10 protein-coding genes are annotated in these 12,099 nt (G+C 73.4%); 3 read left to right on the top strand and 7 right to left on the bottom strand.

Annotated features, from left to right (window positions below; all coding sequences use genetic code 11):
* Both ACWDS7_RS41140 and ACWDS7_RS41135 read right to left on the bottom strand, forming a co-directional pair.
* Positions 1-1,255: CYTH and CHAD domain-containing protein (locus ACWDS7_RS41140; protein WP_451933701.1), on the bottom strand; the 1,255-nt coding region annotated here is incomplete at its 3' end.
* A 90-nt stretch (positions 1,256-1,345) separates the two neighbouring features.
* Positions 1,346-2,086 (bottom strand): trans-aconitate 2-methyltransferase, encoded by a 741-nt coding sequence (locus ACWDS7_RS41135; RefSeq protein WP_451933700.1) that lies wholly within the window; start codon positions 2,084-2,086, stop codon positions 1,346-1,348.
* A gap of 80 nt (positions 2,087-2,166) precedes the next feature.
* On the opposite strand from ACWDS7_RS41135, the gene ACWDS7_RS41130 reads away from it, so the two are divergent.
* Positions 2,167-2,697: a MarR family winged helix-turn-helix transcriptional regulator gene (locus tag ACWDS7_RS41130; protein WP_306863653.1), complete on the top strand. Its 531-nt coding sequence runs from the start codon at positions 2,167-2,169 to the stop codon at positions 2,695-2,697.
* A gap of 48 nt (positions 2,698-2,745) precedes the next feature.
* Here ACWDS7_RS41130 and ACWDS7_RS41125 read toward each other — a convergent pair whose 3' ends face one another.
* From ACWDS7_RS41125 to rsmA, 3 genes are all read right to left on the bottom strand, one after another.
* Entirely contained in the window at positions 2,746-4,545 is a 1,800-nt protein-coding gene (locus ACWDS7_RS41125) for an ATP-binding cassette domain-containing protein (RefSeq protein WP_451933699.1), read from the bottom strand.
* A 27-nt stretch (positions 4,546-4,572) separates the two neighbouring features.
* Complete coding sequence (locus tag ACWDS7_RS41120; RefSeq protein WP_306863648.1) at positions 4,573-5,475, bottom strand: 4-(cytidine 5'-diphospho)-2-C-methyl-D-erythritol kinase; 903 nt, start codon at positions 5,473-5,475, stop codon at positions 4,573-4,575.
* Between the two features lie 191 nt (positions 5,476-5,666).
* On the bottom strand, positions 5,667-6,530 hold the full coding sequence (gene rsmA / locus ACWDS7_RS41115) for a 16S rRNA (adenine(1518)-N(6)/adenine(1519)-N(6))-dimethyltransferase RsmA (RefSeq protein WP_306863645.1): 864 nt from the start codon (positions 6,528-6,530) through the stop codon (positions 5,667-5,669).
* 162 nt (positions 6,531-6,692) lie between these two features.
* On the opposite strand from rsmA, the gene ACWDS7_RS41110 reads away from it, so the two are divergent.
* Together ACWDS7_RS41110 and ACWDS7_RS41105 are read left to right on the top strand one after the other, a co-directional pair.
* Entirely contained in the window at positions 6,693-8,318 is a 1,626-nt protein-coding gene (locus tag ACWDS7_RS41110) for a serine/threonine-protein kinase (RefSeq protein WP_451933698.1), read from the top strand.
* Positions 8,315-9,697 carry a hypothetical protein gene (locus ACWDS7_RS41105; protein WP_451933697.1) on the top strand — a complete coding sequence of 461 codons (1,383 nt, stop codon included), beginning with the start codon at positions 8,315-8,317 and terminating at the stop codon, positions 9,695-9,697. Before ACWDS7_RS41110 ends, ACWDS7_RS41105 begins: the two co-directional genes overlap by 4 nt.
* A gap of 161 nt (positions 9,698-9,858) precedes the next feature.
* On the opposite strand, the gene ACWDS7_RS41100 is transcribed toward ACWDS7_RS41105, so the two are convergent.
* A complete protein-coding gene (locus ACWDS7_RS41100; RefSeq protein ID WP_451933696.1) occupies positions 9,859-10,719 on the bottom strand; it encodes a TatD family hydrolase in 861 nt (286 codons plus the stop codon).
* Between the two features lie 62 nt (positions 10,720-10,781).
* A partial coding sequence (locus ACWDS7_RS41095) for a methionine--tRNA ligase (protein WP_451933695.1) occupies positions 10,782-12,099 on the bottom strand: 1,318 nt, incomplete at its 5' end.

Genomic DNA, 12,099 nt, shown 5'->3' with positions numbered 1-12,099 from the left:
GCATGGCCATGACGGCGTCGGCCGGCGACACCTCGACATGGCCGGGGACGGCCCGCCAGGCGCTGAGCGCCTCGCCGCGGGCCTTGGCCACCTCCTCGACGGCCCGGGCCCTGTCGTAGGCCCGGGTGACCCGGCGCCAGCCCTTGGCGGCCACGGCGTCCAGGGTCCCGGCGGGCCTGCGGGCGGCCTTGCCGAGCACGGGGGTGCCCACCACGTCGTCGAGGGCGTCGAGCAGGGCGAAGTAGCGTTCCCCGCCGAGCGTCTCCCTGATCCGGTCGTAGGCCTCGTGCTCGGCGTCCAGCAGGTCGGAGCTGAGCCGCGCCCGCACCGGACCCACGACCATGGCGCCGTCCAGGCCGTCGAGCCTGCCGGCGAACCGCGCCCGGATGACCTCCAGGTCACGCGCCTCGCCGAGGATCCGGCCGAGCCACTTGAGCTCCTCCTGGAGGTGCTCGCTCCCTTCGACGATCGTCCTGAACGACTTCAGGGCGCTGCGGAGCCTGCGGCTGGCCACGCGCATCTGGTGCACAGCGTCCTCCTCGGCCCGCCGTACCCGGGGGTCCTGGGCGAGCAGGGCGCCGGCCTGGGCGGAGAGGTAGCCCATGACGACCTCGCCGGCCGACCCCGACCTGGTCTCGGCACGCGGTGGCTCGGGGACGGGCGTGACGGCGTTGAGCAGGCGGGAGAGCTTGCTGGCGGAGCCCGCGGGGACGGCCCCGGCTCTGGCCAGCCGCTTGCCGGTCTTGCGGAGCAGCTTCTCGTCGCCCTCGACCAGCTCCGCCTCGACCTCGCGCCAGCGCTCGGTGTGGGGCTCGGCGCCGAACACCGTGCCCTTGACCCGGTCGTCGGCGATCTCCACCAGCCGCACGCCCGCGCCGTTGACCAGCGTGGTCACCCCGCGGCGGGTGACGAGCTCGGCGATCGGGGCGAGGGGGGCGCCCCGGGTGTAGGCGAGCACGAGATCCGCCAGCTCCGGGGGGACGGCCTTGATGCTCCGGGTCAGGGGATGGGTGATCTCCTGCTTGACGCCCTTGGCCTGGGGCAGTTTGAGGTGCCAGCCGGGATCGGTCCCGCCCCTGCGCCGCCGCAGGGTGATGCCCCGGGTGGCGAGTCTCAGGTCGGGGGTGTCGAAGTAGAGCGCGACGAGCTGATGGGACTTGGGCCCGACGGCTTCCGCGATTCCCGGTATGTCGGCCAGCTCGGGGATCTCATAGTCCACCGGTACGTCGAATTTGTCCTCGATCTCGATTGCCACCGGTCATCCTCTGATTTACCCAGATATCTACCGCGTTCTAGCAGTATTTATTGATGCCCGGTTATCCGTCTAGAAACTCTGGGCAATCGATCATTTCTGGGCCACCACGAAGATACGCCGGAAGGGGAAGACCGTCCCGTACGGCCGGCGTGGGTACGCCTCCTCCAGCAGAGCGGCGCAGTCGCCGAGGAAGGCGTCCGCCTCGCCGGGGTCCAGCCGGTCGAGCATGGGGCGCAGCGCGGTGCCGGCGATCCATCTGAGCACGGCGTTCTCACCGGGGAGCACATGCAGGTAGGTGGTCTCCCAGGCGTCCACCCGGCAGCCCCGCGCGGCGAGCAGGTCGAGATAGCCGGCCGGGCCGTCGACCGGCGACTCCCTGGCCAGGTCACCGAGCCGGTCGCGCCATCGCGTCCGGCACAGCTCGCGGACCAGGGCGTGGCTGGGGGCGTCGAAGTTGCCCGGCACCTGGAAGGCGAGCCAGCCCTCCGGGGCGAGCGCGCCGACCCAGCGCGGCAGCAGCTCCCGGTGCTCGGGCACCCACTGCAGGACCGCGTTGGAGACGATCACGTCCACCGGCCGCTCGGGCCGCCATCGCGTGACGTCGCCGACGGAGAAGGTCAGCCGGCCGCCGGCCGGGGCCTCGCCGATCATCGCCGGAGAGGAGTCGAAGCCGTGGACGTCGGCCTCCGGCCAGCGTCTGGCCAGCTCGGCGGTGAGCTCGCCGCTGCCGCAGCCGGCGTCCACCACGTAGCCCGGACGCTCGGCCGATATCCTTGCGACGAGGTCGAAGAAGGGCCGCGCGCGCTCGTCGGCGTAGCGACCGTAGATCACGGGGTCCCATATATCTCTTGACATCAAGATAATTGATATCGAGCGGGATATCTCGATGTCAAGAGAGATAGAATCGTGGCATGACCCTGCACCATGCGGACCACGACGCGGACGAGGTCGACCGGCTGGTCGCCGCCTGGCACCAGGAACGGCCCGACCTGGACGTGGAGCCGCTCCAGGTGCTCAGCCGGGTCTCCCGGCTCGCCCGCCACCTGGACCGCGCCCGCCGGGCCTCCTTCGCCGAGCACGACCTGGAGAACTGGGAGTTCGACGTGCTCACGGCCCTGCGCAGAGCCGGCGAGCCGTACGAACTGAGCCCCGGGGCCCTGCTCCGCGCGACCCTGGTCACCTCCGGGACGATGACCAACCGGATCGACCGCCTCGCCGCCGCCGGGCTGGTCCGCAGGCGCCCCGACCCCGAGGACCGGCGCGGGGTCCTGGTCTCCCTGACCGACGCCGGGCGGAGCCGGGTGGACAGCGCCTTCGCCGACCTGCTCCGCCGCGAGCGCGAGCTGCTGGCCAGCCTCGGAAAACATGAACAGCAGGCCCTTGCGGGCCTGCTGCGCACGCTACTCGTCCCTTTTGACGCGACCGACACCGGAGCGCACTGAGCACTCTTCCCCGGTGGAACGGGATAAACCGATCGGGGCGGACGGACCTCATTCACCGAGGCGGTCGGCCACCTCCAGCCATTCGCCCTCGACCGTGTCCTTCTCCGCGAGGATGTCCTTGAGCTCGGCGTCGAGGGAGGCCAGGCGGCCGTAGTCGGCGGCGGCGTCGGCCATGGAGGCGTGCAGCTTGGCCTCGCGGTCGCTCAGCCTGTCGAGCTGGCGCTCCAGGCGGGAGAGATCCTTGCGGAGCTCGCGCTCCTCCTTGGCGGACAGGCCGGACGCGGGCGCCGGCGCGGCCGCGGCCGTCGCCGGAGCCGCCGCGCCGGAGGCCGCCCGGGCCGACAGCGCGGCTCCCGAGGCGCGGCGCGCCAGGTATTCGTCGACGCCGCCGGGGAGCATCGACAGCTTTCCGTCGCCGAGCAGGGCGACGATCCGGTCGGAGACCCGCTCCAGGAAGTAACGGTCGTGGCTGACCAGGATCAGCGTGCCGGGCCAGCCGTCGAGCAGGTCCTCCAGCTCGTTGAGCGTCTCGATGTCGAGGTCGTTGGTCGGCTCGTCGAGCAGCAGCACGTTGGGGTCGTCCATCAGCAGGCGCAGCAGCTGGAGCCGGCGCCGCTCACCGCCGGACAGGTCGCCGACGACCTTCCACTGGGCATCGCCCTTGAAGCCGAGGCGCTCCAGGAGCTGGGAGGCGGTCCACTCCTTCTTGCCGACCTGGATGAACTTGCGGACCTCCTCGACGGTCTCCAGCACCCGGCGCGTGGGGTCGAGCTCGCCCAGCTCCTGCGACAGGTGCGCCAGGCGGACCGTACGGCCCCGCACGACCCTGCCGGAGTCGGGCTGGACCGTGTCGGCCAGCAGACGCAGCACCGAGGACTTGCCGGAGCCGTTCACGCCGATCAGGCCGACCCGGTCACCCGGGCCGAACTGCCAGGTGGAGCGGTCGAGGACCAGCGGGCCCTGCCCCGGACCGCCGGCGTGCAGGGTGACGTCCTCCAGGTCGTAGACCGTACGGCCCAGCCGGGCGGCGGCGAACTTGACCAGCTCGACGCTCTCCCGGGCCGGGGGCTCGTCGGCGATCAGCGCCTGAGCCGCCTCGATGCGGAACTTGGGCTTGGAGGTGCGCGCGGGCGGGCCCCGGCGGAGCCAGGCGATCTCCTTGCGCATCAGGTTCTGGCGGCGGGCCTCGGAGGCGGCGGCGATCCGGGCGCGCTCGGCCTTGGCGAGCACGTAGGCGGCGTATCCGCCCTCGTAGCGCTCGACCGAGCCGTCGACGACCTCCCAGGTCCTGGTGGAGACCGCGTCCAGGAACCACCGGTCGTGGGTGACGACCAGCAGCGCGGTCTTCCGGCCCGACAGGTGCCTGGCCAGCCAGTCGATGGCCTCGATGTCGAGGTGGTTGGTGGGCTCGTCCAGGATGATCAGATCGTGCTCGTCGATGAGCAGCTTGGCCAGGGCCGTGCGGCGCCGCTCACCGCCCGACAGGCTGCCGGCGAGCGCGGTGAGGTCGATGTCGCCGAGCAGGCTGGCCAGGATCTCGCGGATGCCCGCGTCACCGGCCCATTCGTGCTCGGGCCTGCCCCCCAGGACGATGTCCTGCACCGACAGCGCCGGGTCGAGGTCGTCGCCCTGGGACAGGGTGCCGACGTGCAGGCCCCGGCTGTGGGTGACCCGCCCGCCGTTGGGCTTGAGATCGCCGGCGATCACCGAGATGAGCGTGGTCTTGCCGCCGCCGTTGCGGCCGACCACCCCGACGCGGTCGCCCGCCTCGATGCCGAGGGAGACGTCGCTGAGCAGCGGCTTGGGACCGTAGGAGTGGGAGACCGACTCAAGATTGACCAGATTCATCGCCCTACAAGGGTATCGGCTCCCGGCCTATACCACCGTCGGACCGGGGACGGGACCGTAGGCGGTGATGACGTCGCGGGCCACGCCCGCGGCCCTCAGGGACAGGGCCAGCTGCTCGGCGTGGGCCTCGGAATCGGCCAGGAAGGCGCAGGTGGGGCCGGAACCGGAGACGAGGTCGCCGAGGGCGCCGTGCTCGCGGCCGGCCTCCAGGGTGCGGGCCAGCGAGCGGCGGAGCATCACGGCGGCGGGCTGCAGGTCGTTGGCCAGCTCGGCGCCGAGGGCCTTGGCGTCGCCCCGGCGGAGCGCGGCCAGCAGCGGGTCGGCGGCCTGGGGCCAGGCGACCTTCTCACCGGTCGCCTCGCGCAGGCGGTCGCACTCGGCGTAGACCCTGGCCGTGGACAGGCCGCCGTCGGCCAGGGCGAACACCCAGTGGAAGGTGCCCCCGACCTCCAGCGGGGTGAGCCGCTCTCCCCTGCCGGTGCCGACGGCCGTCCCCCCGAGCAGCGCGAACGGGACGTCGCTGCCGAGGTCGGCGGCGATCTCCAGGAGGTCCTCGATCGGCAGGCCCAGGCCCCACAGCTCGTTGCAGGCGACCAGCGCGGCGGCGGCGTCGGCGCTGCCGCCGGCCATGCCGCCCGCCACCGGGATCGCCTTGCGGATGACCAGGTTCACCCCGTAGGAGCGGCCCGCGTGCCTGGCCAGCGCGAGGGCGGCCTGGATGGCGAGGTTGTCGTCGTCCTCGGGCACCTGGTCGGCGGACTCGCCCTCGACCCGGACGCTCATCCCGGTCTCCGCCGTGGCCGTCACCTCGTCGAAGATCGAGACGGCGTGGAAGACGTTCACCAGGTCGTGGTAGCCGTCGTCGCGCAGCGGCCCGACCGCCAGCTGCAGGTTGACCTTGGCGGGCACACGGACGGTCACGGAGTTCATGCGTCCCTCATCGGCGCTCGCTTGCTCGTCACGGTCCCGATCGTAACGGGGTGTCCGGCCACCCCGCGCAGACCCCCTCGGCGGGCCTCCGCCACGGGCGTCCACCACGGATCTCCGCCACGGGCGTCCGGCACAGGCCCCTCCACGGGCGTCCGTCACGGGTCCCTCCACGGATCCCCTCCGCGGGTCCCTCAGCCGGCCGCCTCCGCCTCCGCGCGGTGCTCGGCGATCCGCGCGAAATCCTCGACGGTGAGCTGCTCGCCCCGCTGCGCGGGGTCGATCCCCGCTGCCCGGAGCGCCCGCTCCGCGGCGGCGGCCGTACCGGCCCAGGAGGCCAGCGCGGCGCGCAGGGTCTTGCGGCGCTGGGCGAAGGCGGCGTCCACGACGGCGAAGACCTCCTCGCGGGTGGCCTTGGTCGCCGGGGGCTCGCGGCGCGCCATCGCGACGAGGCCGGAGTCGACGTTGGGGACCGGCCAGAAGACCGTGCGGCCGACGGGCCCGGCCCGGCGGACGTCGGCGTACCAGGCCGCCTTGACCGAGGGGATGCCGTAGATCTTGGAGCCGGGCACGGCGGCCAGCCGGTCGGCGACCTCGGACTGGACCATGACCAGGATGCTGCGCAGGGACGGCAGGGTCTCCAGCAGGTGCAGCACCACCGGGACGGAGACGTTGTAGGGCAGGTTGGCCACCAGCGCGGTCGGCCCGTCCTCCGGCAGGTCGCCGGGCTGGACCCGCAGGGCGTCGGCCAGCACGACGGTGAGGCGCCCGGCGGACTCCGGGGCGCGCTCGGCGACGGTCAGCGGGAGCTGGGCGGCCAGGACCGGGTCGATCTCCACCGCCACCACGTGGCGGACCTCGGGGAGCAGCGCGAGGGTGAGCGAGCCCAGACCGGGGCCGACCTCGATGACCACGTCGTCGGGCCGCAGCCCGGCGACCCGGACGATCCGGCGGACCGTGCCGCCGTCGATCACGAAGTTCTGGCCGAGCTTCTTCGTCGGCCGGATATCCAGCTTCTCCGCCAAATTACGTATTTCCACCGGACCGAGAAGGCTCATGCTGGTGCCCCGCCCGGAGGGACGACGCCTGCGTCCACCGGGCCGCTGTTGCTGTTCGTTCGTCCGCTGCGTTCGCTCACGGCTGCACTCCCCACGTCATCCGACAAGTTTCGCGCATCGAACAGAGTGCGATGGCGCGTGATGGACACGAGAGGTTCCGTTATGGATAACGTTGCCACACGGGGGATCGTCGGCGAGGAAGGGGATCCGCCCCGTGGTGAGGACGTGAGCCAGGCCGGCGCCGAGGGGCTGCGCCCCGGCGATCCCGAGCAGGTCAGGGACTACCGGCTGCTCGGCCGCCTCGGCGAGGGAGGCATGGGCACCGTCTACCTCGCGCTGGCCCCCACCGGCCGGCCGGTGGCGCTCAAGATGGTCAAGGCCGAGTTCGCGGTCGAGGACGGGTTCGCCGCTCGGTTCCACGCGGAGGTGCGCAACGCCCGGCGGGTGGCCTCCTTCTGCACCGCCCAGGTGCTCGACAACGGCAACGCCGAGGACGACCGTCCGTACATGGTCACCGAATACATCGCAGGCACGCCGCTGTCCCGCCAGATCGCGCTGCACGGCGCGCTCGAACCCGGCCCCCTGCACGGCGTGGCCCTCGGGGTCGCCGCCGCGCTGGCCGCCATCCACGTCGCCGGGCTGGTCCACCGCGACCTCAAACCCGCCAACGTGATCCTGTCGATGTCCGGGCCCCGCGTGATCGACTTCGGCATCGCCCGGGCGCTGGACTCCACCCAGGGCTTCACCCAGTCGGGCGAGGTCCTCGGCAGCCCCGGCTGGTGGGCCCCCGAGCAGGTGCGCGGCCTGGAGATCACCCCGGCCGCCGACGTCTTCGCCTGGGGGTGCCTGGTCGCCTACGCGGGCAACGGCCGCCACCCCTACGGCCGGGGTGACCTGATCACCATGGCCACCCGGCTGCTGAACAGCCCGCCCGACCTGGGCGCGCTGCCCGCGCCGCTCGACGACCTGGTCCGCCGGGCCACCGCGATGGACCCCTACCAGCGGCCCACCGCCCAGGATCTGCTGATCGCCCTGGTCGGCGGCGGGATCGCGGCACCGGCCACGGCGGACCCGCCCACCCTCGCCACCGACATGCTGAACCGGTCGTGGGAGCCTCCCGCCGATGTGGAGCCCGACTCCACCCGGCCCCTGGCCGTCCCGGGCACGGACGCCCCCTCGGCCTCGCCGTCCCGGGCCGCGGCCGCCCCACCCGGGACGCGGCCCGTCCCGCCGGGTACGGCTCCCGCGCCGCCCGGCGCGGCTCCCGCCGGGAGGCCCTCGCGACGGCGCCGGCTGCTCGCCGTACCGGCCGTGGCGGCGGCCCTGGCGGTCACGGCCCTCGTGCTGGTCAACGCCGGCGACAGGGCCACGCAGGGGCCGCGGGGGGAGAGCGTCGCCCCGACCGGCGCCACCGACGTGGGCAGGCGGATCGCCACCGGCTCCCTCATCGAGGACCCGCAACTGATCATCCCGCGGGCCCCGCAGTGCGGCCTGATCGGCTACCGGGGCGCCGTCCCGGCCCGCGGCCGGTTCTGCGTGCTCCGGTGGACCCTGCTCAACGCCACCGGCAGGGCGGCGCCGCTCAGCCGCGCCCCCCTCACCCTGCTGGACGACCGCGGGGCGGTCCACAGCCCCGAGCCGGTCTCGACCGGCCTGCCGGCCGCTCTGGCCCCCGGCGGCAGGGTGGACGGCGTGCTCGTCTACGACCTGCCCCCGGTCCGCAGGCCGCTGAAGCTGACCGGCCGGGTGATCGAGGGCGGGACGGAGATCGAGGTGAGGCTGTCGTGAGAATCCTGGCGTCCCTGCTGCTCGCGGCCGCGCTCCCGCTGCTGCCCGCCGCCTCCGCGGTCTCCGTCCCCGCGGTCTCCGTCGCCGACTGCTCCGGGGCGGGCGCGAGCGACTTCGACGGCGACGGCACCGACGACACGGTGGTCGGCGACCCGTTCGCCGCCCCCGGCGGGGTCGACGGCGCCGGCAGCGTGCACGTGCTGTTCGGGCGGGGCACGGGCGGCAGGGCCGTGAGCGCCCCCGTACCCGCCGCGGGCGACGGCTTCGGATGGTCGGTGAAGCTGACCCACCTCGACGCCGACCGGTGCGCGGACCTGCTGATCGGCGCGCCGTACGCCGACGTGTCGGGACGGGCCGACGCGGGCGCGGTCTACGCCGTGTACGGCGGTGCGGAGCGGGCGGCGGTCCGCGTGGTCGCCCCCGGACCGGAGGCCGACGCCCACTTCGGCTGGTCCCTGGCCTCCGGCGGAGGCGTGGTGGCGGTCGGCGCGCCGTACGAGGACGTCGGCGGGGTGACCGACGCCGGGGCGGCGTACCTGTTCGAGGCCGGCACGCTCGGCAGGGGCAGGCGGATCTCCCAGGACACCGGGGGTGTCTCCGGCAACGGCGAGACCGGCGACCTGTTCGGCTGGTCCGTGGCGGTCGGCAGGCTGGGCGGCGCACCCGGCGAGCCGGACCTCGCGGTCGGCGCGCCGTACGAGAACGACGACGGGCCGGGGCGGCAGGACGGCGCGGGCACGCCCGACTCGGGGGCGATCTCCGTGATCTACGACGTGCGCGGCTCCCGGGAGACGTACGCCGGCCGGGGATGGAGCCTCCACGAGCTCACCGACGCCGGCGCGGGCGACCGGTTCGGTTACGCGATGGCCTACGCCGAGGAGGGCGACGTGGCCTACCTGGCGGTGAGCGCGCCGCTCGGCGACGGCGGCCGGGTGAAGGACTCCGGGCTGGTCCGGCTCTTCCAGGCGTCCAGCACCGCGGAGATCACCGCCGCGGGCGCCTTCGACCAGGGGGCGGAGGGCGCCGCGGGCGAGGGGTACGGCTTCTCGCTGGCCTTCACCGGGGAGGCGGGCGCCCGGCTGGCCGTCGGCGTCCCGTTCGACGGGCCGGACCAGCGGGGCGGCGTATGGCTGACGCCGGTGCGGGAGCCGGGGCGGGCCCGGCTGGTCGGGCGGGGTGGGCCCGGTGACCGCTCCGGCTGGTCGGTGGGGTTCAGCGGGAACCGCCTGGTGGTCGGCGCGCCGGACCGGGGCGCCGCGGGGGCGGTGACGCTGCTGGGCCGCAACGACGCCACCGGGATCCCGCTCTCGCCGGGGACCGGCGAGGTGCCCGGCGTCGCCGGCGGCGGCTCTGCCGACTTCGGCGCGGCGGTGGGCTGACCGCCCGCCGTCCGCCGGGACGGGCGGGTGCGGTCACGCTCCCCGCCGCCCCGGCGCCGCGCAGGGGGGCCGCGCGGTGGGGCGGGACGAGACGACCGGACGGGACAGCCGGGCGGGACGGCCGGGCGGGACGGCCGGGCGGGACGGCCGGGCGGGGGCGGTCACCAGTGGCCGAAGACGGTCTCCCCGTTGGCGTTGACGGCCGCGGCCAGCTCGTCCGCGCCCATCCCCTTGACCTCGGCCAGGCAGCGGAGCGTGAGGGGGATGAGATAGGGCGCGTTGGGCTTGCCCCGGTGCGGCGTCGGCGGGAGGTAGGGCGCGTCCGTCTCGACGAGCATCAGCTCCTTGGGCGCGACCGCCGCGGCCTCGCGGAGGTAGGCGGCGTTCTTGTAGGTGACCGGCCCGGAGAAGGACATGAAGTAACCGGCCTCGACGCACTGCCGGGCCATCTCGGCGTCGCCGGAGAAGCTGTGGAAGACCACGACGTCCGGGGCGCCCTGCTCGGCCAGCACGCGCAGCACGTCGTCGTGGGCCTCGCGGTCGTGGATCACCAGGGCCTTGCCGGTCCGCTTGGCGATCTCGATGTGGGCCCGGAAGCTGGCGTGCTGGTCGTCCTTGGAGGCCCAGTCGCGGTAGTAGTCGAGCCCGGTCTCCCCCACCGCCCTGACGTGCGGGAGGCGGGCGAGCTCCTCGATCTCGGCGAGGGTCTCCGGCGTCGAGGCGTGCGCCTCGTTGGGGTGGATCGCCACCCCGGCGTAGACGCCGTCGTGGAGCCCCGCGGTCTCGGCGTTCCAGCGGGAGGACGGCAGGTCGTAGCCGATCGTGACGAGCCGGGTCACGCCGACCGCGCGGGCCTCCCGCAGGATCCCCTCGACGCTCGCCCGGGCCGCCTGAGCGGCCTGGGCGACGGGGTCTCCGGAGGACGCCTGGCGGTTGCCCACCATGATGTCCAGGTGGCAGTGGCTGTCGAACACCTCGGTGGCCAGGGGCTCGGGGGCGGCGGGAAGCTTCGTCGTGCTCACACCGTCCAACCTATCGAGGTGCCGCCCAGGCCCGCGCCGGGCGCGGGCCTGGGCGGCCCGTCTCACCCGCTCAGACGGGCGAGCTCCTCATCGACGATCTTGGGGTCGAGTTTGGGGAACAGCGGGGTCGGCGGGGCGAGCGGGATGCCGGCCCGGATCGGGGTGGACTCCCAGCGCGCGGCGCCCTCGTAGGAGCCGGTGATGATCGGGTAGGTGCGGCCGCCCTCCTCGTCGACCTCCTCGATCTCCGGCATGCCCGACCACAGGCCGGTGCCGCCGAGCATCTCGTAGACCTTGTTGGAGGAGTTGGGGAGGAAGGGGGTGAGCATGGTCTTGGCGTCGTCGACGACCTGCAGGGCCACGTGGAGGATGGACTTGACCCGCTCGGGGTTGTCCTTGATCTTCCACGGCTCCTGCTCGGCCAGATATTTGTTGGCCTCGCGGATGACGTCGAACGCCTCGGTGATCCCGTTCTTGAACCGGGAGCGCTCAAGCTCGGCGCCGACCTTCGGGAAGGCCGACCGGCTCCGCTCCAGCATCGCGCGGTCGGCGTCGGTGAGGTCGCCCGCCTCGGGGATGACGCCGAAGTTCTTGGCGGCCATCGAGATCGAGCGGTTGACCAGGTTTCCCCAGGCCGCCACCAGCTCGCCGTTGTTGCGGTTGAGGAACTCCGACCAGGTGAAGTCGGTGTCCTGGTTCTCCGGGCCGGCCACCGCGATGTAGTAGCGCAGCGCGTCGGCGTCGTAGCGGGCCAGGAAGTCGCGCACGTAGATGACGACCTGGCGGGAGGAGGAGAACTTGCGCCCCTCCATGGTCAGGAACTCGCTGGAGACGACCTCCGACGGCAGGCTCAGCGCGCCGAGCGAGCCGGGGGCGCCGTCGCGGGCCCCCTGGCCGTTGTAGCCGAGCAGGATCGCCGGCCAGATCTCGGCGTGGAAGACGATGTTGTCCTTGCCCATGAAGTAGTAACCACGGGCCTCGGGGTTCTGCCACCACTGCCGCCAGGCGTCCGGGTCGCCGGAGCGGCGGGCCCACTCGATGGAGGCGCTGAGATAGCCGATGACGGCGTCGAACCAGACGTAGAGCCGCTTGTTGGCCTGCTCGCTCCAGCCCTCCAGCGGGATCGGCACGCCCCAGTCGAGGTCGCGGCTGATCGCCCGGGGCTGCAGGTCGCCCAGGAGGTTGAGGGCGAACTTCAGCACGTTGGGCCGCCAGTCGCCCTGCTTGGACTGCAGCCAGGAGCCGAGCACCTCGGCGAAGGCCGGCAGGTCGAGCATGAAGTGCTCGGTCTCGACGAAGATCGGCGTCTCACCGTTGATCTTGCTGACCGGGTTGATGAGCTGGATCGGGTCGAGCTGGTTGCCGCAGTTGTCGCACTGG

Source organism: Streptosporangium sp. NPDC003464, from assembly GCF_053588315.1.
The sequence above is the reverse complement of the archived record's forward strand: the minus strand, read 5'-3'. Positions and strand labels throughout refer to the sequence as shown.